Raw genomic sequence first — 21682 nt, 5'->3', positions numbered from 1 at the left:
TCACATTTAGAGCATTGACGGAATTAATAGAATTAGAGGGTACCCTTAAAGCTTAAAGCAAACCAGTAGGGGAGGCAAGAGTAATGGGGCAAGTTCAAGGCGAAATTTTACCGGGCCGGGTGCAGCATTCGAATATGGAGGATTATTCCCGGGCAGTTGATGAATTCCGGTGGGAGGATGTCGAGCGCAGCTTCTCCTGGCATGGGACCGGTAAGGTGAATATGGCACATGAAGCTATAGACCGTCATGTCGAAGAGGGGCGGGGGGCTGCTACGGCACTGATCTACAGCGATGCGGTGCGCGAGGAGCGGTACACCTTCGCTGACTTGCGGGAACGCTCGAATAAGTTCGGTAATGTACTGCGCAAATACGAAATCGGAAAAGGCGACCGGGTGTTCATCTTCATGCCGCGTACTCCGGAGCTGTATTTCAGCCTGCTTGGCATTCTGAAGACGGGAGCAGTGGCGGGTCCGCTGTTCGAGGCATTCATGGAGACTGCGGTCAAGGACCGTCTGGAGGACAGCGGAGCGGTGGCGCTGGTGACCACGCCGGAGCTGCTGCACCGGGTGAAGCGGGAGCAGCTCCCAGGACTCCGCCATATCTTTGTAGTCGGAGCCTCTGCTGATGAGGATGCGGGGTTGCTTAGCTATGAAGCGGAAATGGCTGATGCCTCCGCCGAGCTGGAACCGGAATGGCTGAGCCTGGAGGATGGTCTGATTATGCATTATACCTCCGGCTCCACCGGGAAGCCCAAGGGCATCTACCATGTGCAGAGAGCTATGATCCAGCACTATTATACAGGCAAGGTAGTTCTGGATCTGCGGCCGGATGATGTGTACTGGTGCACGGCCGATCCGGGTTGGGTGACCGGAACCTCTTACGGAATTTTTGCTCCCTGGCTGAATGGAGTAGCCAATGTAGTCCGGGGAGGCCGCTTCAGTCCGCTGGATTGGTATAAGACGATCGAGCGCTTCGGGGTGACGGTATGGTACAGTGCGCCTACGGCTTTCCGGATGCTGATGGGGGCTGGCAAGGAGACGCTGGAGGGGATCGATCTCAGCAGTCTGCGTCATGTGCTGTCTGTCGGCGAGCCGCTGAACCCGGAGGTCGTGCGCTGGGGCGATAAAATCTATCAGCAGCGGATTCATGATACGTGGTGGATGACCGAGACGGGAGCGCAGCTCATCTGCAACTACCCGGGAATGGACATCAAGCCCGGCTCCATGGGACGGCCGCTGCCGGGGATTGAAGCAGCTATCCTTGATGACCGCGGCAACGTACTGCCGCCGTATTCCATGGGTAATCTGGCCATCCGCACTCCCTGGCCGTCTATGATGGCCAAAGTGTGGAATAACCAGGCTAAATACGATGAATACTTCCGAATTCCCGGATGGTATATCTCTGGGGACTCGGCGTACATGGATGAAGACGGTTATTTCTGGTTTCAGGGCCGGATTGATGATGTGATCAATTCCTCCGGGGAGCGGATCGGACCCTTCGAGGTCGAGAGCAAGCTGGTGGAGCATCCGGCTGTCGCGGAGGCAGGGGTAATCGGCAAGCCGGATGTCATGCGCGGAGAGATCATCAAGGCCTTCATCTCGCTGCGGGATGGATACAGTCCAACTGCTGAGCTGAAGGAAGAGATCGCGGCATTTGTCAAAGCGGGCTTGTCTGCCCATGCTGCACCGCGCGAAATCGAGTTCAAGGATAAGCTGCCCAAGACCCGGTCCGGTAAAATTATGCGCCGTGTACTGAAGGCCTGGGAGCTGCATCTTCCGGCAGGCGATCTGTCTACCATCGAAGACTAGGCAGAATTTAAAAAAGCCCGTTCCCCTTATCCCGGGGAACGGGCTTTTGAAGCTTTTACTGAAGTCTGCCTGATGAGCTTAACGTCCGGAGTTGCCTGGTGCGTTAGTAGCGGTACTGCCTCCGGCATTCCCGCCCGTATTCCCGTTGGCATTGCCTGCAGGCTTTCCGCCGCCAGCATTGGTACCGCCTAATGGAGTAGAAGTATCCACAGCAGGCGGCTGAACAATGATCATGCCAGGGTCTTCCGTACTGTCCGGGATGATTCCGGCGTCCGGTGTCGGCTCAGCGTCCGGCGTCTGTTCCGGAGTTGGTGTCGGCTCAGGTGTAGGCTTAATGCCGCCAGCCACACTGCCGGAAGCAGTCTCATGTCCGGCTACGTCCACGGCAGCCACATAGAAGCTAGCATTAGCGCCTGCCGGAGTACCCGGCCTGAAGACGGTGCTCTCTCCAGCCGCGAGAACGGCTTGCTTCTGGAAAGATCCGCCGTTCAGGGAACGGTAGAGGCGGTAGCCGACAACATCCGGCGAACCGCTTGGAGTGAAGGTAACTACAGCCTTGCCTGTGCTGTAGGAGACCATGACTTCACCGGGAGCACTTGGCCCGTTGCCGTCATCGACCCGCGGATCGACCTCGGTCGGATAGTCGGTTTTGGCATCCTGCGGCATGTAGTACGATAGCGACTCATGCGACTTCATCGCCGGGAAGGCGGCCAGCAGTTCTTTGACCAGCTCCTGAATCGGCTTCTCGCGCTTGACTACGATTTTCTCCTTCAAAAAATCCTCAGGAGTTCCTTCAAGAGGGATGTAGTTCACCCCGTTATAAGTGATGTATTTGGCATTGGAGATTCCGTCATCGCTCTCCTTAGGAACAAATTTCGCGTTGAACAGATCCGTTGTGAATCTGTCCGTCAGCTTGGAAGGCTTCTTGCCGCTGTATGCCGAGACTGTTGCCTTGACGATGCCTTCCGGCTGGGCGAATTCCTTCGTGGTGAACAGCTCGGGACGCTTGTCAATCACTGTATTCATTACCTTGGTCCACAGGGTCTGCGCCTGACGCTTCTGCGTATCCCCCTGAAGGGTATTGACCTGCTCTTTGTAGCCCACCCAAATTCCAAGGGTGACATCCGGGGAATAGCCCATGAACCAGACATCCCCGTAGTTCTGGGTGGAGCCGGTTTTGCCGACAATTGGAACTTCCTTGAAATGCTTGTAGTTCCTCTTCACTGTAGTTGCTGTTCCGTCAGTAATTACGGTACGCAGCATATCCGTCATCAGATAAGCGGTCTGCTTGGAGAAGACCTGTTCCGGGTTGACTTTATGCTGGTAGACGATTTTGCCCTGACTGTCCACGATCTTCTCGATCATATAAGCATCATTGAAGGCACCGCCGTTACCGATGGAGGAATAAGCATTAGTCAGCTCTTCCACGGATACCCCGTAACGCAGCCCCCCGATAACCCCGGTCTGAGCGCTATAGTCATTGTCCTGGATGGTGGTAATCCCCAGCTTCTTGGAGAAGGCCCAGGCCTTCTCAATTCCCACCTTGTCGTTGAACAGCTTCAAGGCGGGAAGGTTCAGGGATTTGTTCAGGGCATACCGGGCGGTAACCAGACCCTGATAACGGTTGTTGGCATTCTTGGGAATGTGGTAGCCTTTACCCCCGTCCTTCATGACAATCGGCGCATCATCCAGAATGCCGGCAGGCTGAATCAGCCCTGCATCCAGTGCAGGCAGGTACGCTGCAATCGGCTTCATGGTAGAGCCTGGCTGGCGGATCATCTGGGTGGCATAGTTCATCTGCTCGATGTTGAAATCGCGCCCTTCAATCATGCCGAGAATCGCGCCGGTCTTATTGTTGATCATCATGCCGGCTGTCTGTTCCTTGCCTCTAGCCTTGCTGTCCTTGGTGAAATTACTGCTGTCATCCGAAACACTGTGCATCGCACTGTACACTTTCTTGTCTATGGTGGTGTACACCCGGTAGCCGCCGGTCATCAGCTGCTGGCGGGCTTCCTCCAGAAGCTGGGCGGAATCGTTAGCAGTGGCTGCCTTGTCTGCCGTGCCCTGGTTCAGCTTCAGCAGGATCTCGGACGCTTTGCGTTCGGTCTCCATCATGAGATAAGGGAAGGTGGCATAGGCCTTCTTCGTATGCGGTGCAAGAGAGCTCTTGATGTCGAAGAGCAGCGCCGCGTCGTATTGGGAGGTGGTAATTTTGTTCTCCTCCAGCATCCGCCGTAAAACCAGCTTCTGGCGGTCCATCGCCCGGCCGAAGGCCGTCTCGTTGAATTCGCCTACGCCGTTGAACGCAGAATACTTGGAAGGGAGCTGAGGCAAGCCGGCGAGATACGCCGCCTGGGCCACATTCAGCTTCTCCAGATCATCCAGGCCGAAGATACCTTTGGCGGCGGCCTTGATACCAAATACATTATAGCCGTTGGAACCGTTCCCGAAAGGAACCTTATTTAAATAAGCCGTTAAAATCTCCTGCTTGGACAAGAAACGTTCCAGCCGCAGGGAGAGCAGGATTTCCTTCACCTTGCGGTCTTCCGTGCGGTCCAGGTTCAGGAACACGCGCCGTGCAAGCTGCTGGGTCAGGGTACTGCCCCCGGTCTGAACGGATTCATTCAGTACCTTTTGCTTGACTGCCCGCAGGGTGCCGCTGAAATCCACCCCTTTATGATTGTAGAAATTATTGTCCTCTATAGCGAGAACGGCATCAATCACAAGCTGCGGAATATCGTTGAATTCAATAAGCCTGCGGTCTTCTTCTGTGCGGAGCTGGCCGATCGGCTGTCCGTCACTGAAATAGGCAAAGCCGGTAATGGCGTTCAGCCCAACCTGCTGCTGGATTAGTTCTTCGGGCCGGACCGGGTCGTCCTTCACTATTGAAGTGACGTAGCCGGCTACAGCGCCGCCGGCGAACAGGCAGCCGAGTATACCGAGTATGAACATCCACTTCACAACTGAACCGAACCTGCGGAGCCAGGATCTGCGCGGTGGACGCTGTTTTGCGGTCTTCTTTTTCTTCTCCTCAACCATCGACGATAATCCTCCTTTTAACGGAACTATTATAGCACAATTTGGCGATTTTGAATGCGCTTCTGCCGGAGAGGATTTATAAAATAACCCCACAAAGTGGGGACTTCCACTTGCGATGATGACCCAAAAACTTTGCGTGGGCCCAAAAACATATACATTCTTATCATAAAAAAAGCTCCCGGATAGAAATCCGGGAGCTTTGATCAGATTCCGCTCTAAGCGAATCTTAACGGTTGTAGAATTCGACGATTTGCTTCTCATCGATATCCTGGGACAGCTCAGCACGTTCTGGCAAACGGATATATTTGCCTTCGAACGATCCGTCAGCATATTCCAGGTAAGCCGGAAGGTGGTTGCGGTTCTCGAGAGCTTCCTTGATCGAAGTCATAGCGCGGCTTCTTTCGCGGAGTCCGATAACGTCGCCAATGCTTACACGGTAAGAAGCGATGTCGACTTTTTTGCCGTTAACGGTTACGTGGCCGTGGGATACCAACTGACGTGCGCCTGCACGGGAGTTAGCGAATCCAAGACGGTAAACCAGGTTGTCCAGGCGGCTTTCGAGCAGGAACATGAAGTTTTCGCCCGCAATACCCTGGAGCTTTTGTGCCTTAGTGAAAAGAGTTTTAAACTGCTTTTCGCCCAGGCCGTACATGTGACGCAGTTTTTGTTTTTCCAAAAGCTGCATTCCGTAGTTACTTACTTTTCTGCGTTGGTTAGCGCCGTGCTGTCCTGGTGGGAAAGGGCGTTTCAGGTCTTTGCCTGTACCGCTAAGGGAAATGCCCAGACGACGGCTGAGTTTGAATTTAGGTCCGGTGTAACGTGCCATATTATAGTAGACTCCTTTTAATGAAAAAATGTATTGTAGGGCCTATTTGCGCCGCAATTCGTATCCGTGAAAGCGTTAAATGGTTTCACACTGCCGAGGGAAGTTCAGCCGCTGCCCTGGCAGTAACGAAATGCGTAGAGGGTGACACAACGTTACGCCCAATAAGACTTGTTACAGTCTTGTTCAACAATAAATATTATATGAAAATGACAGTCAAAGTCAAGCGCAACTTAAAAGAGTTTTTGTCTATGTTTGTCGTTAGTTCTTTGGTCCTAAAAAAAATCCCGGTTTTGCGGAAAATATAATGCAATACCTCAAGAAAGGGAGTAAAATATAACTAATTGGATGTTATCGGAAAACTGTGATTTCAAATATCCTGACTATATTTACGCTGGATTGGTAATGTCTCTACTATAGAATCAGGGGGCGTACTCGGGTCTGGCCTGATTGAAGATGCAAAGGAGGTCCTCTTTATGTCAGAGCAGGAGGCATACGGCCATAAGGATCGGGACAGCCGTATGCTGTTACAGGACATGAGGCAATCCGGCGGAGAAGATGTAGATCCCGCCGCCTGGCTGAAGGAGACGGATATCGTGTCTCACGATTTCCCCTACGCCGCCAGCTTGATTGCCGAGAGCTTCAGGGAATGGCAAGGACAGGGAGTTCCCTCCTTCGCGAAGGCCTGGAGCTGGTGTGTGCTGAATTATGAAGGTGATTGGATTGAACCCGGCTCTGAATTCCGGCAGGGGCGCTGGAGAGCAGAGTGGGAAGAAGCGGCGGGAATCTGCCTGCAGACAGGCGGGATGTATGCCGCCGAGGTTCTGGAGGAAGGACAAGCCTATACCCTTCTGGCTTTGCCGGTATTTACGCGCGGGCACCGGGAAATCTTTGCCGTGCTTGGCTGCAGAATGCCTGCTAAGCAGTACGAGTCGGGCGGGAAGCATACGGCTGAAGCGATGTCGATGCATTTTCAGACCTGCTTTTATCACCGGTTTGAGCATGTGTTTGTCTCGGATCTTGCGGGGATTCATCTGCATGCCGAGCGTGAGGGCAGCCGCCGTTCGCTGCTTTTTCAGATTGTCCAGCGTATGCATGACAACATTGATGTAGATGCCGTGCTGACGGAGGTCATTGACAGTATCGCTGCGATGTATCCGGGGGCGCGGCTTGATTTGTTCATGTCCCAGGACCACCGCAGCACGCATCCTCAGGTCAAGCCGCTTCCGCTGACATGGGCAGGCAATGATGTCTGTGACCGGGCCTTCAAGGATGGGCGGGTCACGCTTCATGCCGGGCGTGATGAGAACGGGACTGTCGAGGTAGCGCTTCCGCTCGGCGGCAAGCAGGGGGTATATGGTGTATTTCATATGATTATGGACAAGGCATCCTTCCATGAGCTGGATCTTAGCTTCCTGACCATGGTCGCGGATACCGCCGGTACAGCCTTTGAGAATGCGAAGCTGTATGAACGCTCCAACCAGCTGATCAGGGAGCTGCGCATGAGCAATGAGCTTACCCAGCGGCTGAATCAGAGCCTCAGGCTCGGCGATATTTTTCAGTTTGCTTTTGAAGAGCTGCTGGCGATGTTCGAGGCGGATTATTGCTGTATCCTCCATAAGAATGAAGAACGCGGCGGGCTTGAGGTAATCGCCTGCAATTATCTGCCGCTGCTGGGTGAAATATTGGATGGCAGTCAGGGACTCGGCGGTAAGGTTTACGCTACGGGAGAGCCGCTGCTGCTGTCCGATTACAAGTATGCTGCGGGGCAGACCTCGACGCTGATGGATGCTACCGGCTCACAGTCGCTGATCGCTACTCCGCTGAATGTGGGGGGAGAGGTGCGTGGAGCCATTATGCTGGCGCATAAGCAGGCGCACTTCTTCTCCTATGACAGCTACCGGCTGCTGCAGGCGATGGCCGGCCATATCGGGCTGGCTGTCGGAAATGCGAGGCTGCATGCCGAGGTGCGCCGCCTGGCGAACCGGGATACGCTGACCGGACTTTTTGCCCGTCACTATCTGGATGAAGAGATTAAGCAGCGGCAGTCGAGTGATTTTTGCGGAACCCTGATCGTGGTGGACATTGACCAGTTCAAGATGGTGAACGACACCTATGGACATCAGAAGGGGGACAAAATCCTGAAGCAGGTCAGCGACATCGTGAAGACCTCGATCCGCCAGGGGGATGTCGCCGCCAGATGGGGCGGGGAAGAGCTTGCAGTCTATCTGCCTCAGCTTGGGGTGCAGCAGGCCGTATTCGTAGGAGAGCGTATCCGCAAGCGTGTGATGGGAGAGACAGAGCCGCGTGTGACCGTGTCCTGCGGAGTCGCCGAGTGGAGCTGGACCGATGACCGGGTCAGTGTCGAATCTCTCTTTTACCGGGCGGATATGGCGCTCTACGAAGCCAAGAACAACGGGCGCAACCAGGTAGTGATCGATAACAAAACCGTAGAGAATAATTCGAAGAATCCTTGGGCTTAGGCCTTAAGGATTTTTCTTTTGTGCAAAAGCATGCTTTGTGAGGGGGGCATCATCCGGCGTATAAGCCCTGCATTCAGGGAGACCCTAGGTAGAATACAGGTACACTCTACTTTCTTGCGGAAAGGGCTTGATGGCCATGATGAACTTACAATGCGTCCGCACGGGAACACTTGCCCTGCTGATGCTCTCCAGCCTTGCATTCAGCGGGTGCGCGGGTGTGAAGGACAAACCGGCTACGGAGGATTTGAATCTGGTAATGGCGGGGATGGATGGCACTGACGGGGTGTCCTTTGAAGGAGCGGCTGCGCTGCTGATCGACGGGAAGACGGTCCCGGAATCTTCGCTCTACTATGGAGGGAAGGTTGCGGATCACAACCAGATCAGCCTCTATTCGCTCCTGCCGGACGGCGGACAACCCGCTCCTGCGGCGGAGTCCGGTCCGCATTCTCTGAAGCAGGGCGCGGGTGATGCGCCGGTCTACTATACACGCATGGTGAAGGAGGACGGGAAATGGACGATGAAGCAGGCCTCACCGGCCCTGGGCGGCAGTAATCCCCTGGAGGCGCTGAATCCGCTGCGTCAGCTGGAGGAGCTGGAGAAGATGGGCAAGAAGGTGACGGAGGAAGCGGGCAGCGCCAGAGGGACCCGGGTCCTGCGGATTGAATTAACGGCAGAGGAGGCGCGCAGACAGCTCTCGGCAGAGCTTGCGCAGAAGATGCAGGCAATCAAGCCGGCTGCCAGAATAGGCGCTGCTGCGGCTGCTGACACTCAGGCTAAGGCACTTGCGGCTAAGACCGCACTGTGGGAACAGAAGCAGACAGAGCTGCAGCAGAGGCTGAACCAGGCGGATATCCGCACGGTATATTATCTTAAGGTTGACCCGAAGCGGAATCTGCCCACCCGGCTGACCTGCAACCGCACCCTAACCTACCCCGGCAAGGCCGGTGCGACCACGGAAGAAGCCTACATTACGCAGGTGGATTTCTATGGTTATCAGTGAGCGGTTCCCTTCCCGCAGATGGCTTGCGCTCTATGACAGGCGTGCTACAATATAACGGTATGTTTATTTTCAGCAAGAGGAAGGAAGAGAGAGACAGATGAATGATCCCCGGATTCAAAAGCTTGCGGCGAACCTTGTAGGTTACTCCGTAAACGTACAGCCCGGCGAGAATGTGCTCGTCGAAATGATCGGCAGTGAACGAGATTTGATCAAAGCCGTTGTGGAGGAAGTGGGGAGGGCCGGAGGCCGTGCATTTGTGCAGCTGACCGACCGCACTGTTCTGCGCAGTATGCTCAAATATGCAACACCTGAAGGCATCAAGACCTGGGCGGAGATCGACCTGAACCGGATGAAGCAGATGGACTGCTATATCGGCATCCGTGCAGGTGAGAATGTCAATGATCTGTCCGATGTGCCGGAAGAGAACATGAAGCTCTACAACTCCCTGTATTCCCACCCGGTACATAGCGAGCAGCGCGTCAAGCACACCAAATGGGTGGTGCTGCGTTATCCTAACGCCAGTATGGCTCAGCTCGCCAACACGAGCACTGAGGCCTTCGAGGACTTTTACTTCGAAGTCTGCAACCTGGATTATGCCAAAATGGATAAGGCCCAGGATTCGCTGGCTGAGCTTATGCGCAGAACTGACAAGGTGCGTATCGCAGGTCCCGGAACAGACCTTACATTCTCCATCAAGGGAATTGGGGCGGAGAAATGCTCCGGCCAGAAAAATATCCCGGACGGAGAAGTGTACAGCGCGCCTGTCCGGGATTCCGTGAATGGAACGATCAGCTATAATGCCGCATCGATCTATAACGGGGTGACCTTCGAGAATGTGAAGTTTACGTTCGAGAACGGCCGGATCGTAGAGGCTTCCAGCAATGATACCGCGCGGTTGAATGAAATTCTGGATTCCGACGACGGGGCGCGCCATATCGGTGAGTTCGCCATCGGCTTCAACCCTTATATTCTGCATCCGATGAAGGATATTCTGTTCGATGAGAAAATTGCCGGCAGTCTGCACTTCACACCGGGCCAGGCGTATGATGTGACGGACAACGGCAACCGTTCGTCCATTCACTGGGACCTCGTGCTGATTCAGCGTCCTGATTACGGCGGCGGCGAAATTTACTTCGACGATGTGCTGATCCGTAAGGACGGAATTTTTGTGGTGCCGGAGCTGGAAGGTCTGAATCCGGAGAACCTGAAATAAAATGGTACAAAAGCGGGATTCCAAACGAACGTAAAGGCCGGTTTCCAAGAAACACCTTGCGTGAGTAAGCGGATTCAATGTATCATGGAATTGGTAACAAGTGAACATAAGTATATAATCAAGTTGCGGAGGGATTCCTATGTCCAACAATGCGGCAATCGTGGATATTGCACAGACAGCAAGCCAATTTAATTCATCTATCGTTCTTCAAGCGGACAACAAGTACATTGATGTGAAGAGCATCCTGGGCTTGTTCACCACCCTGGTATCCAGCCAAAGCTATGAGCTGCATGTACATGGCACAGATGCCGAGGAAGCCAAGAAAGCCATGAGTGAAGTTTTCGCCAAACACAATTTGAATTTTACAGTAGTAGCAGAGTAATTCCAGTTTCTTCTCAGACGTCCGGCCTTGCGGCTGGGCGTCTTTGCTGTGGAACCAGGTGATTTTGCAGGAACTTCAGGAATAACCCAAACTGAAATCTTGTATTAGGTCCTAATTTCGACTAATATTAAGAATAATAAGCAATCGCTGCTGTAACTTTTGGACATGGGGGGGAAAATGCATGACTTCATCGGATTTGCAGGAACAGCTCAATATCAAAGCAATCAATCTTCTTCAAGAAGATGCCGATAAAATTCAGAAGCTCATTGAAGTACAGATGGAGAATTTGGCAACCCGTTACTGCCCTCTCTATGAGGAAGTGCTGGATACCCAGATGTACGGCTTCTCCAGAGAGGTCGATTTTGCGGTCAGAGCGGGGCTGGTGCCGGAGCTTACCGGCAAGCAGGTGCTGAGCAAGCTGGAACGTAATTTGGCTGTACTATACGAGGCACTGAACAAGAAGGCTGAGGAACGGGAGATGTAAGTCCCGGTCATCAAGTGGAAACGGCTTTGCCGTCCTTGTTAAAGGACGGTACCGTTTAATTCTTATATTTTCAACAAAACGCACATGAAAGACCCGGGGGTCGATCATGTGCGTTTTTTTACAATTATTTATAAGTTTTGTGTTTCAGACCAGATAGAACGATACACCGAGAATCAAATAGACCGCCAGCAGCAGGAGACCTTCGTACCAGTTGGTTGCGCCATCCTGAATAATTGATTTGGCGATGAACACCGATACGGCAATCGCTACAATCTCAATCGTGGTGAAGACAATCGACATGGTGTTGCCCATGAAGTAACTGGCGAAGATCAGCACAGGGGCGACGAACAGGGCAATCTGCAGACTGCTGCCTACGGCGATCTCGACTGCGGCTCCGATCTTGTTCTTCATGGCGAGCATAATGGCAGCGCTGTGTTCTGCGGCGTTACCGATAATCGCTACAAGGAATGCGCCGACGAACAGCTCACTGAAGCCGAAGCGTTCGGTGAGAGTCTCCAGCGTGCCGACCAGCCACTCACTGACGAAGGCGACCATGACTGTGGCAAGGACCAGGTAGAGGATTGAACGGTTCCGGGACCAGACAGGAGCATGCTCATTCGGCAGCTCTTCCGCAGTATCGTCTGTAACATCCGCCAGGTATTTCTTGTGTGTGATCATGGAGAAGACCAGCCAGGCGAGGTAGGCGGCAATCAGGAGGCCGGCAACGACAAGGCTAAGCACATTGGTGTCTTTCTCGGTGATGGAATGCGTGTTGAAGAACATGGCGGGGACGAACAGGGCGATAACCGCAACGATCATCAGTGAGCCGTTCAGACCAGCGAGTGTGACATTGAAGTTCTGAACCTTGAACTTCATGCCCCCGGCAAAAATACTGAGTCCGAGGACGAGCAGCAGGTTGCCGATGATGGAGCCGGTCAGACTTGCTTTGACCATGTCAAACAATCCTTCCTTGACCAGGAAGAAGGCGATGATCAGCTCGGCCGCATTGCCGAAGGTTGCGTTCAGGAACCCTCCAAGCCGTTGTCCGGCATAGTGGGCTACACTCTCTGTGGCCCGGCCGAGGAACCCGGCCACGAAGATGACCGAAACGGCAGACAATATGAACTGAAGGGTATGATCCCAGTTCGCGTAATGCCCTATGGCGCTGAGGATGAAGCTGATGACCAGCAGCGCCGGTGAGATCCATTTTTTCAAGGTTAAGCACTCTCCAGTCTCTATATGTAGGTTGAATTCATAATCAATATACCCAAATTGTTCCTGACTGTAAACGGGGGTGAGAGAAAGTCATTTGCTTTTTAGGCCGCTTTGGAATTACAATAATTGATAATGAGAGTAGGGGGGATATGGCATGGCAGAACAGCTTCAACTGGAATTGGGAAATATACGGATATCGAATGACGTTGTCTCAAAAATTGCCGGCCTGGCCGCGCTTGAGACTCCCGGAATTGCAGCCATGTCTGGCGGTTTGTCAGAGGGCTGGGCAAAGCGCCTGAGCGGCAAGAACGTGCAAAAGGGTGTTACTGTCGAAGTTGGCCAATTGGAAGCTGCAGTAGATCTGCGCATCATCGTACTGTACGAAACGCCGATTCATGAAGTGTGCCGCATGCTTCAGCAGAATGTCCGCGAGGCTGTGGAGAGTATGACCGGGCTTCACATCGTAGAGGTTAACGTTAAGGTCGAAGGCGTAGCCTTCAAGAACGACGAGATTTCTTAAGCACAATTATATTAGGCATCCATGCAAAAGGCAGTCCGGAATATATTCCGGACTGCCTTTAAATTATCTCGATCCTCGACGGTATGTAGCCTCTTAGCGTGCGCGGGTGCCTGCACTTCTGTTGTTGCGTACCTGTCTGACCGTAGTCACAGACTTCACAACTTCCTCCTTGGCCGGACGGTTGGTCTCCCGTGAGATGCTGAGCATGATCCCCATGCAGAGCATGGTGACGAGCAGCGAGGAGCCGCCGTAGCTGATAAAGGGCAGTGTAACCCCTGTAAGCGGAATGGTATTGGTCACACCGCCGATATTGATGAAGGCCTGAATGGCGATGAGCCCCATGATTCCGATGCCGACCAGGGTGCCGAAGGGATCGGTACACCGCAGTGAAATCAGAATCCCTCTCCAGATAAAATACAGATAGAGCAGCAGGAACAAGGCTGTTCCCACGAAGCCGAGCTCCTCACCGATGACGGAAAATATAAAGTCAGTGTAAGGATAAGGAAGGTAGTGAAGCTTTTGGATACTCTTACCAAACCCGGAGCCTTGTGTTCCGCCTTCGCCTAGGGCGATAAGGGATTGCATGATATGATAGCCGTTGCCGGAGGCATCTTTCGCCGGATCAAGGAAGGCTTCAATACGGCCCTGACGGTAATCCTGCTTAATCTCAGCCTTCTCGGTGTGCGGCGACAGGGAGTCAATGGCGGTCTTGGCACCCCAGACGAGAGCCACGCCCAGAATCAACAGGCCAATCGAGCCCATAATGTGCTTCATACTGGCGCCGCCGGCATAGATGATCAGTCCGCTGGTTGCGACAAGAATCATACAGGAGCCTAGATCCGGCTGAAGCATGATCAGTCCGGCTACGATGCCGACGATAATCATGACAGGGATATACCCTGTCCGCAAATCGCGCAGGCGCTCGCCTTTTTTGGTGATCAGGGCAGCCAGGTAGAGAATGATAGAGATCTTGGCCAGCTCGGTAGGCTGAATCCCAAGGGTTCCGATACTCATCCAGCTCTTGGCGCCGTTAATCCCCTCGGTGGTTGCTACGAACAGCAGCAGGACGAGTGTAATCACGAAGATCGGGGCATACCATTTCTTGAATTTGCTGTAGTGGATATTCATTACCACGAACATGATGAAGCTGCCCAGCACAGCCCAGATCAGTTGTTTTTTGACGAAGAAAAATGCATTGTTGCTGTATTTCTCACTGGCAAGGGTTAAGCTGGAACTGGAGCTGAACACCATCAGCAGGCCGAAGCCCACGAACAGCAGGGTGAGAATAAGCAGCTGGAAATCAGGCGTTCCTCTTTTGGGCGGGCGGGCTTTGGCGGCCGTCTTTCCCTTCGCGGCACTCAAACTTCCAGCAGCGCTTTCAATTCATTGATATGCTTCCGGGCTACCTCAAGCACCGGCTGAGGCACCGGGGATTCATATTCCAGCCCGTGGGGGAATGTGGCCTTGCCCAGATAGACGGCTTCAATCGCCAGCACCGCATCTGACTTCTCCAGCTTCCCCTCCACAGCGCGGGTATTAATGCGCAGGAAGTATTCGCCGCCGTCCTTGCGGTCTTCTATCTTGCAGTCATAAGTCGCGCGGTAGTATTCCCATTGCCATCTGATGAATCCTGCCCTTGCTGCACTCTCGTCGAGATAAAGAAGGTCGCTCTTCAGTCCTTCGAGGCCCGTGTTCTCAAATATCATAGCGCACAACTCCCCTTAATGAAGTATAATGATTCATTTGTAATTAAAATTTGTTATTGTTCTTCCTCATGATAGTCTGTTTCCCGGGGTTGTGCAAGGTAGAACAGGCTGATTAATACCCACTTTTTTGCGTTTCTGCTACAATAAAAGAAAGTTGGCAGGCTGCGGAGCGGATAGAGCTCAAGGGCTTGCCCCGCAGGCTTATCCGCAGGATGCTGTCAGAGAAGGGAATGGAGAGTTATGGAGAGGTTAGAGATCGGGGAACTGCTCCCGGAAATGATCAAATGGCGCCGCCATCTGCACCGTCATCCGGAGCTGTCCTATCAGGAGAAGGAGACCTCCGCTTATGTCGGGGCAAGGCTCACGGAGCTCGGGATTGAGGTCCGGCGGAGTGCAGCAGGCTACGGATTGACAGGCATACTTAAGGGCCGGGAGACTGGCAGAACGGTAGTCCTGCGTGCAGATATGGACGCGCTGAGTATTACGGAGGAGAGCGGCCGGGAATATGCTTCCCAGCATCCCGGGGTTATGCATGCCTGCGGGCATGACGGGCATACCGCCATGCTGCTGGCTGCGGCGGCGTATTACAGCTCCCGCCGGGAGGAACTGAGGGGGGAGATCCGCTTTCTGTTCCAGCCGGCGGAAGAGGTCTGTCCCGGCGGTGCAGTGGACATGATTGCGGAAGGCGTGCTTGCGGGTGCGGATGCTGTCTACGGGTTGCATCTGTGGACGCCTTTCCCGCTCGGGACGGTAGGCAGTGCGCCGGGGCCGCTGATGGCTTCGGCCGATGAGTTCTTCATTGATCTGACCGGCCGGGGCGGACACGGCGGCATGCCCCACCGCACAGCAGACAGTATTGTGGCCGGTGCGGCACTGGTTACCGGGCTGCAGACGATTGTCAGCCGCAACGTTGATCCGCTGCGTCCTGCTGTGGTCAGCGTGGGAACGATGCAAGGCGGTTCCGCCCAGAATATCATTGCCGAGCGCTGCCGGATTACCGGGACGGTGCGGGCATTTGATGAAGAGACACGTCATCTGATCCGCCGCCGCATTGAAGAGTTGGCGGCGTCCATAGCCGCAGCCTATGGGACGGAGGCGAAGGTGGACTATCTGATGGGGTACCCGCCGCTGGTGAATGACATTGCTGAGTATGAACGCTTCGCCCGTGTTGCCCCTGAGGCGCTGGGTACAGATGCCCAAGTGATGCTGATGGAGAAGATTATGCCGGCGGAGGACTTTTCCTATTATGTTCAGGAGATTCCCGGCTGCTTCATCTTCGTCGGTGCGGGCAACGCGGCCAAGGATGCCGTCTATCCGCACCATCACAGCAAATTTGATTTCGATGAGGATGCTATGCTCTATGGCGTGAAGCTGCTGGTCGCTATGGCCGACTCCTGTCTGAATGAGTCCTTATCCGTATAAATGTTACCGCTCCAGGAAAAACTACTCTCAAATGCCATGGTAACGTGGACAGGAGGGTTCATTCTTGAAGACAGTCAAAGAAGTGATGACCGCGCAGCCGGTGCCGGTTACTCTGCTGGACAATATCTATGAGGCTGCGAAGCCGCTCCATGAAATCTCACAGCGGCAGCAGCTGCATTAATAGAATGACGAGTGGCTCATATCCGTTTGGCGGAGGTGGGCTTTTTCGTTGTAGGGACAAAGGTGAACCACTATAGCACACAAGGAGGGAATAGGATGAGCGGAGCAGAGGCGGGGCCATGCATCACACGGAATGACCGGACAATTCTGCTGGAATGCGGACATCCGGGATTTGAGGAGGCGCGGACGATTCTAAGCGGATTTGCCGAGCTTGTCAAAAGTCCTCCAGCTTACCACACTTACCGGATCACGCCGTTGTCCCTATGGAACGCCGCAGCCGGGGGACAGACAGCGGCAGAGGTCATTGAAGGACTGCGCAGGCTGTCCAGGTGGGGCATTCCTTCCGGGGTCGAGGCGGAGATGGAGCTGCTGATGTCCCGTTACGGAAGCTTGCATCTGCACGCGGATAAGAGTGATCCGCAGCTTGTTACGTTAACCGCTGACCGGGCGAGTCGGCTGGATGAACTGGATGACTCTCAGAAGCTGAAGGAGCTGGGCCTGCGCCGGACCGGGGAGCTGCATAGCCATTGTCCGAAGATGAACCGGGGTCTGCTGAAGCAGGAGTTGGCCAGACTGGGTTATCCGGTTCTTGACTATGCCGGGTACCGGGACGGGCAGATGCTGAAGATGGCCTGGCGGGAAACTCTAAGGGGAACGGGTGAAGAGAGCAGCGCCGAATTCAGGCTCCGGGATTATCAACGGGAGGCTGTCCGAAAGTTCCAGGGAACCGGCGGACATGGCGGCAGCGGTGTGGTCGTGCTGCCCTGCGGGGCAGGCAAAACAGTTGTCGGCCTTGCGGTGCTAGAGCAGCTGCAGTGCGAGACACTGATCCTTACTTCAAGCACGACTTCAGTAGAACAGTGGCGCGGGGAACTGCTGCTGCGGACCACGCTGAGCGCAGATGAGGTCGGGGAATACACGGGAGAGCACCGGGAGGTGCGGCCGGTAACCGTTACAACTTATCAGATGCTGACCCACAGGCGCTCCAAGGGAGGAGCGTTTGTCCACATGAATCTGTTCCATGAACGAAACTGGGGGCTGATTATCTATGACGAGGTCCATCTGCTTCCGGCACCTGTCTTCCGGGCAACCGCAGATATTCAGGCTACGCGGCGGCTGGGGCTGACAGCAACGCTGGTCCGGGAGGACGGGCGGGAGGGGGATGTGTTCTCCCTGATCGGCCCGAGATGCTACGACCTGCCCTGGAAGGTGCTGGAGCGGCAGGGATGGATTGCAGCTGTCGATTGCATCGAGGTCATCGTTCCGATGAACCAGAAGCTGCGGCAGCAATATATGTATGCCGGTGCGAAGGAACAATTCCGGCTGGCGGCCGGTAATCAGGCTAAGGCGCAGGCCGCAGCGCAGATTGCTGCGGCGCATCCCGCAGCGTCGATTCTAGTGATCGGCCAGTACCTCGACCAGCTGGAGCAGCTGGCGCTGGAGCTGGCGGCCCCTCTGATCACGGGCAAGACTCCGCAGAAGGAGCGGAATGCGCTCTACGCTGCGTTCAATGATGGCAAGCTGCCGGTGCTAATTGTCTCCAAGGTTGCGAACTTTGCTGTGAATCTGCCGGATGCCTCGGTAGCAATTGAGGTATCCGGCGCCTTCGGCTCCCGGCAGGAGGAGGCTCAGCGGCTGGGCCGAATCCTTCGCCCGAAGCCGGGGGATAACCGGGCGTATTTCTACACGCTGGTCACGGGAGACAGCCGGGAGCAGGACTTCGCCCTGCGCCGCCGGATGTTCCTGACAGAGCAAGGCTACGAATACGGGGTCCGGATGCTGGACCCGGCGGAAGGAGCTGTTCTCTGATGGAACTGGAACCGGCAGATGATATCGGCAAGCTGTCTGCGGATGCTTGTGAAGTGCTGCTGCGGATAGCGGCAGAGCATGCGGCTTCGCCATGTACAGAGGATTCTGCAGAGCGGCTGCGGCCTGAATTCCTGTGTAGAGCCGAGCAGTTGCTGGCCCTGGAGGAACTGCTTTACACAGGGATGCTGGAGCTGCGTCAGAAGGTGTGGGGGGAGCGGCTGTATCAGATTCCGCAGCAGCAGTATCCCTTGATCCTGCGGAGCTTCTGGACGGGCTGCCCGCAGGTGCGGGTGGAGGGGGCAGTACGGGTTGAGCATGCAGCGTGTTCAGAACTGGCAGGGGAGCTATTTCAGGGACTGCTGTTCATATCCCAGGAAGGCCTGCCTCTGACATCTAAGGGAGTGATACATAAGAAGCAGCTTGGGCGGTTAGCCGGAAAGTTGTCCATACCGGGGGAGTCTCTGGCCCTCCTTGAGTCCTCGGCCGGTCACCAGAGTTATCCGCTGCCGGTTACATTAATCATTGATCTGCTGAGCGTATTGGGGCTGATTACCCGCGATAACAGCGGGTATGGAGTAGACAGACCGATGCTGCAACGCTGGCTGGCTCTTACCGCACAAGAGATGACGGATACGCTCTACACCTTGGTAATCAGCCGCTACGGTGCTCCGCTGCCTGAAGAGCAGCATTTCAGACATTTGCTCTCGGCAGCAGAGTTTAAGACGGACGAGTGGTTTGCGGTAGAGCCTGTTCTAAGCTGGATAAGGCAGAATGGTCTAGCCGGGGAGCAGCCTGTGCCGGGGGCAGCAGGGACAGGCTCAGACTCAGGGCTTAAGCAGGCGTCACTTGCCTGGATTCGCCTTCTGGCCGCCTTCGGCTGGTGTCAGCTGGGGTCTTCAGCAGAAGGAGCGGAGTGCTTCCGCTGGAAGGCAAGGAAGCCGCAGCTGACGGGACATAGCCTAGGAATAACCCCGCAGCATCAAGAGGGTGCAGAAGAAGCGGACAGTAACCCGGAAACAGCCAGCAGCAGTCCAAGCATAGCCTCACACAGCCAAGCAATCCTGGACAGCGCCGCCGAAGCTCAAGACACCGTCCTCAGCCCGCAGAGACCCGTAGCAGCTGAAGCCGCATGTAGCCCGCTGCCGCAAGCATCGGCTTCCCCGTCCCCCGGCTTCATTGTTCAGCCTGATTTCGAGGTGCTGGTACCACCGGAGGTCCCTTATACGGTCCGCTGGACCTTGGCCGGGTGTGCGGAGCTGCTGCATCACGAGGATCTCTGGAGCTTCCGGCTGACCCGTGAGCGGCTGGAGGCCGCGGCGGACCAGGGGTTCGCCCCGGGTGAAGTGATCTCCTGGCTGAACGCCCATGCCGCCGGAGGATTGCCGGAGCAGGTCCTACTGGCGCTCCGGCAGTGGGCCAGAGCGATCGGGCGGACCGAACTGGCGGAGGTTCTTCTGCTGTCCTGCGCCGGAGAGCAGGAGGGCGAGATAATCGCCGCCCATCCCCGGCTGCAGGACATCGTTACCCGCATCGGCCCGCTCCACTTCATCGTCCGGCCGGAGGCTGCCGGTCAGCTGCGCAAGGAGCTAGCAGCCGCCGGTCTGGCGCCGTCCGTAAGGACAGGGGACCTGAACGGGGCTGCGGGCCAGCAGCGGCTGTTCGGGCTGTCTGGGCCGGACGAGCCAGTGCTGCGCTACGAGCTCCCTGCCGCAGCCGGGGAACGGGGCCTGCTGGGAACGGGCCCGTCCCCGAAGCTCCTGCCGCTGGACAGGGGCGGCCCCCCGATGCTGGAGCTGCCGGGTGAGGAGGCCGTGCCGCAGATGTGGTTCAATCAGTGGAGACAGTATCATATCACTACAGCGCAAAAGGTAATGGAGCAGGCCCTAAGCTGGGGAATCAAGGTCCGGCTCTCCTACGGGGGCAAGGCGGCGGATTTCATTCCTGAGCGGATCAGCGGACGTCCATGGAAGGTACGGGGCATTCTGCTGCTCCCGGGAACGGAGACGGCAGAGGAGACGGAGCTTGCAGCGGAGGACTGGCAGGAAATTCAGCTGCTGCATCCGCTTAAGCACAGAAATTCTTCTTCTGCTGAGGCGGGCGGATATGTTATGATAAGGTAGTCTATCGCTGCGGTAGAACATTAAATGCAGAAAAGAGTTGAAGTTCATGAGCGTAGCGGAATTAAATACGGTCGATATGGCTGAAGTGCTGACATACGCCTATGAATTAGGCGATATGATTAATCAATCCGCAGAAGTGTCGGATTACCTATACTGGAAGGGACAGGTAGATAACCATCCCCAAATCCAGGCCATGATCAAGCGGCTGCAAGGCAAGAAGGAGCTGTTTGACGAGACACAGCGGTTTGGTCATTTTCACCCGAACTATCACTCGGCCAAGGATGAGGTTGAGGCTGTAGAGCGGGAGCTGGAGCAGTTCGAAGCGGTGGTCCGCTTCAAGAATGCGGAGAAGACGCTGGATGATATTCTTCATTCCATGTCTGAGGCGATCGCATTCTCGGTCTCGGACAGTATTAAGGTCCCCAGCAATGATCCGTCCCCCAAAGGCGGATGCGGCAGCGGCGGCAAATGCTCCTGCGGATAAGCTGACCCGGTGAGGAGATAGAGAAAGAGAGGCGGATGAGCTTATGTTTGCGGAACGGACAGGTTATATTGTATGGGTTAGCGACGTCAAGGCGGCGCGCAACCTGGAGAAGTACGGCACATTGCACTACGTTTCCCGTAAAATGCACTATGCGGTAATGTACGTCAATGCGGAGCGCGCCGAGGAAGTCATGAAGAATGTCCGCAGACTTTCTTATGTGCGCAAGATTGAGCGTTCGTACCGCAATGAACTGAAGACGGAATATACCAGCAACGGACCGGACAAGTCCAAGTACTACGGTCTGTAGTTCAGGGATAAGGGTTATTTAGACAGACGCCGCTGGCGTCTGTTTTTTTAAGAGGGGGACCACCAATGAACAAAGAGGAACAGGTCTTAACCGCTTTCCGGGAATTATTCAATAAGATGAGCTGGCTGAACAAGTCGAAGATGGAGATCAGTCTTAAGGGCAATAAACCCTCGGAGGTGCACTGTATTGAATACATCGGACGACATGCAGACGTCAACGTGACCAAGCTTGCAGAGGCCTTGTACATGACCAGAGGGGCGATCAGCAAGATTACACGGAAGCTCCTGCACAAGGGGCTTATCGAGAGCTACCAGAAGCCGGACAATCAGAAGGAAATCTATTTCAGGCTAACCGGTCAAGGGAAGGCTGTGTATCAGATCCATGACGAATTGCACCGTGAGTTCCGGGAGCGGGACAGACCCGTGTTTGAGCAGGTGACCGATAGCCAGTATGCCGGTATGCTCAGCTTCATGGAGAAGTACAATAGGCATTTGGATGAAGAGATTAAGAAGCAGGAGTTGGAGCTGGAGAACAGCACGGAAGAAGATTAATTTCCCCTCTATACTTCAACAGAATATTACAGGCAGAGTTACTTTCACCCGGCAGGGTGTTTTTTTATATTCAATATTTTGTTTCCTTGGAATCAAAAGTGTGCTAGGATGATATTGTTTCTCAGGAAACAAATCA

18 protein-coding genes are annotated in these 21682 nt (G+C 54.8%); 13 read left to right on the top strand and 5 right to left on the bottom strand.

The window, feature by feature from the left end:
- The first annotated feature begins 83 nt into the window (after positions 1–83).
- Positions 84–1808: an acetate--CoA ligase gene (gene acsA / locus MKY64_RS13650; protein WP_340953497.1), complete on the top strand. Its 1725-nt coding sequence runs from the start codon at positions 84–86 to the stop codon at positions 1806–1808.
- Between the two features lie 78 nt (positions 1809–1886).
- Here the strand turns inward: acsA and MKY64_RS13645 are convergent, their stop codons facing one another.
- The gene (locus tag MKY64_RS13645) at positions 1887–4847 is read right to left on the bottom strand and encodes a transglycosylase domain-containing protein (protein WP_340953495.1); all 2961 of its coding nucleotides are present in this window, start codon (positions 4845–4847) and stop codon (positions 1887–1889) included.
- A 226-nt stretch (positions 4848–5073) separates the two neighbouring features.
- On the bottom strand, positions 5074–5673 hold the full coding sequence (rpsD, locus tag MKY64_RS13640; RefSeq protein ID WP_036729464.1) for a 30S ribosomal protein S4: 600 nt from the start codon (positions 5671–5673) through the stop codon (positions 5074–5076).
- A 473-nt stretch (positions 5674–6146) separates the two neighbouring features.
- Here rpsD and MKY64_RS13635 point away from each other — a divergent pair, with 473 nt between their 5' ends.
- The 5 genes from MKY64_RS13635 (at position 6147) to MKY64_RS13615 (ending at position 11232) form a co-directional block, all read left to right on the top strand.
- Complete coding sequence (locus MKY64_RS13635; RefSeq protein ID WP_340953494.1) at positions 6147–8153, top strand: sensor domain-containing diguanylate cyclase; 2007 nt, start codon at positions 6147–6149, stop codon at positions 8151–8153.
- 136 nt (positions 8154–8289) lie between these two features.
- Positions 8290–9153: a hypothetical protein gene (locus tag MKY64_RS13630; RefSeq protein ID WP_340953493.1), complete on the top strand. Its 864-nt coding sequence runs from the start codon at positions 8290–8292 to the stop codon at positions 9151–9153.
- A 97-nt stretch (positions 9154–9250) separates the two neighbouring features.
- The gene (locus tag MKY64_RS13625) at positions 9251–10366 is read left to right on the top strand and encodes an aminopeptidase (protein WP_340953492.1); all 1116 of its coding nucleotides are present in this window, start codon (positions 9251–9253) and stop codon (positions 10364–10366) included.
- Positions 10367–10505: 139 nt separating this feature from the next.
- On the top strand, positions 10506–10748 hold the full coding sequence (locus tag MKY64_RS13620) for an HPr family phosphocarrier protein (protein WP_036695008.1): 243 nt from the start codon (positions 10506–10508) through the stop codon (positions 10746–10748).
- A gap of 181 nt (positions 10749–10929) precedes the next feature.
- Complete coding sequence (locus MKY64_RS13615; protein WP_036695007.1) at positions 10930–11232, top strand: YlaN family protein; 303 nt, start codon at positions 10930–10932, stop codon at positions 11230–11232.
- 144 nt (positions 11233–11376) lie between these two features.
- On the opposite strand, the gene cax is transcribed toward MKY64_RS13615, so the two are convergent.
- Entirely contained in the window at positions 11377–12447 is a 1071-nt protein-coding gene (cax, locus tag MKY64_RS13610; protein WP_076074340.1) for a calcium/proton exchanger, read from the bottom strand.
- 154 nt (positions 12448–12601) lie between these two features.
- On the opposite strand from cax, the gene MKY64_RS13605 reads away from it, so the two are divergent.
- Positions 12602–12967 carry an Asp23/Gls24 family envelope stress response protein gene (locus MKY64_RS13605; RefSeq protein WP_036695005.1) on the top strand — a complete coding sequence of 122 codons (366 nt, stop codon included), beginning with the start codon at positions 12602–12604 and terminating at the stop codon, positions 12965–12967.
- A 93-nt stretch (positions 12968–13060) separates the two neighbouring features.
- Here the strand turns inward: MKY64_RS13605 and ftsW are convergent, their stop codons facing one another.
- Together ftsW and MKY64_RS13595 are read right to left on the bottom strand one after the other, a co-directional pair.
- Complete coding sequence (gene ftsW, locus MKY64_RS13600; protein ID WP_339256003.1) at positions 13061–14329, bottom strand: putative lipid II flippase FtsW; 1269 nt, start codon at positions 14327–14329, stop codon at positions 13061–13063.
- Entirely contained in the window at positions 14326–14673 is a 348-nt protein-coding gene (locus MKY64_RS13595) for a YugN family protein (RefSeq protein WP_036729451.1), read from the bottom strand. Before MKY64_RS13595 ends, ftsW begins: the two co-directional genes overlap by 4 nt.
- Positions 14674–14913: 240 nt before the next feature.
- Here MKY64_RS13595 and MKY64_RS13590 point away from each other — a divergent pair, with 240 nt between their 5' ends.
- The 6 genes from MKY64_RS13590 (at position 14914) to MKY64_RS13565 (ending at position 21546) form a co-directional block, all read left to right on the top strand.
- Positions 14914–16095, top strand: a complete 1182-nt coding sequence (locus MKY64_RS13590) for an amidohydrolase (RefSeq protein ID WP_076074347.1) — start codon at positions 14914–14916, stop codon at positions 16093–16095.
- Between the two features lie 276 nt (positions 16096–16371).
- Positions 16372–18084, top strand: a complete 1713-nt coding sequence (locus MKY64_RS13585) for a DNA repair helicase XPB (protein WP_340953491.1) — start codon at positions 16372–16374, stop codon at positions 18082–18084.
- Positions 18084–20204, top strand: coding sequence for a helicase-associated domain-containing protein (locus tag MKY64_RS13580; RefSeq protein ID WP_340953490.1), 2121 nt, complete (start codon positions 18084–18086; stop codon positions 20202–20204). Before MKY64_RS13585 ends, MKY64_RS13580 begins: the two co-directional genes overlap by 1 nt.
- A 46-nt stretch (positions 20205–20250) precedes the next feature.
- Positions 20251–20688, top strand: a complete 438-nt coding sequence (locus MKY64_RS13575) for a YlbF family regulator (RefSeq protein WP_036729443.1) — start codon at positions 20251–20253, stop codon at positions 20686–20688.
- Between the two features lie 43 nt (positions 20689–20731).
- On the top strand, positions 20732–20995 hold the full coding sequence (locus MKY64_RS13570) for a YlbG family protein (RefSeq protein ID WP_036694997.1): 264 nt from the start codon (positions 20732–20734) through the stop codon (positions 20993–20995).
- A gap of 65 nt (positions 20996–21060) precedes the next feature.
- Positions 21061–21546 carry a MarR family transcriptional regulator gene (locus MKY64_RS13565; RefSeq protein ID WP_340953489.1) on the top strand — a complete coding sequence of 162 codons (486 nt, stop codon included), beginning with the start codon at positions 21061–21063 and terminating at the stop codon, positions 21544–21546.
- Positions 21547–21682 lie beyond the last annotated feature (136 nt).

Source organism: Paenibacillus sp. FSL R7-0210, from assembly GCF_038009085.1.
Taxonomy (GTDB): domain Bacteria; phylum Bacillota; class Bacilli; order Paenibacillales; family Paenibacillaceae; genus Paenibacillus_AQ; species Paenibacillus_AQ silagei.
The sequence above is the reverse complement of the archived record's forward strand: the minus strand, read 5'-3'. Positions and strand labels throughout refer to the sequence as shown.

Coding starts and splice junctions, on each gene's coding strand:
- acsA (WP_340953497.1), top strand. CDS start 84: ATGGGGCAAGTTCAAGGCGAAATTTTACCGGGCCGGGTGCAGCATTCG.
- MKY64_RS13645 (WP_340953495.1), bottom strand. CDS start 4,847: ATGGTTGAGGAGAAGAAAAAGAAGACCGCAAAACAGCGTCCACCGCGC.
- rpsD (WP_036729464.1), bottom strand. CDS start 5,673: ATGGCACGTTACACCGGACCTAAATTCAAACTCAGCCGTCGTCTGGGC.
- MKY64_RS13635 (WP_340953494.1), top strand. CDS start 6,147: ATGTCAGAGCAGGAGGCATACGGCCATAAGGATCGGGACAGCCGTATG.
- MKY64_RS13630 (WP_340953493.1), top strand. CDS start 8,290: ATGATGAACTTACAATGCGTCCGCACGGGAACACTTGCCCTGCTGATG.
- MKY64_RS13625 (WP_340953492.1), top strand. CDS start 9,251: ATGAATGATCCCCGGATTCAAAAGCTTGCGGCGAACCTTGTAGGTTAC.
- MKY64_RS13620 (WP_036695008.1), top strand. CDS start 10,506: ATGTCCAACAATGCGGCAATCGTGGATATTGCACAGACAGCAAGCCAA.
- MKY64_RS13615 (WP_036695007.1), top strand. CDS start 10,930: ATGACTTCATCGGATTTGCAGGAACAGCTCAATATCAAAGCAATCAAT.
- MKY64_RS13605 (WP_036695005.1), top strand. CDS start 12,602: ATGGCAGAACAGCTTCAACTGGAATTGGGAAATATACGGATATCGAAT.
- MKY64_RS13595 (WP_036729451.1), bottom strand. CDS start 14,673: ATGATATTTGAGAACACGGGCCTCGAAGGACTGAAGAGCGACCTTCTT.
- MKY64_RS13590 (WP_076074347.1), top strand. CDS start 14,914: ATGGAGAGGTTAGAGATCGGGGAACTGCTCCCGGAAATGATCAAATGG.
- MKY64_RS13585 (WP_340953491.1), top strand. CDS start 16,372: ATGAGCGGAGCAGAGGCGGGGCCATGCATCACACGGAATGACCGGACA.
- MKY64_RS13580 (WP_340953490.1), top strand. CDS start 18,084: ATGGAACTGGAACCGGCAGATGATATCGGCAAGCTGTCTGCGGATGCT.
- MKY64_RS13575 (WP_036729443.1), top strand. CDS start 20,251: ATGAGCGTAGCGGAATTAAATACGGTCGATATGGCTGAAGTGCTGACA.
- MKY64_RS13570 (WP_036694997.1), top strand. CDS start 20,732: ATGTTTGCGGAACGGACAGGTTATATTGTATGGGTTAGCGACGTCAAG.
- MKY64_RS13565 (WP_340953489.1), top strand. CDS start 21,061: ATGAACAAAGAGGAACAGGTCTTAACCGCTTTCCGGGAATTATTCAAT.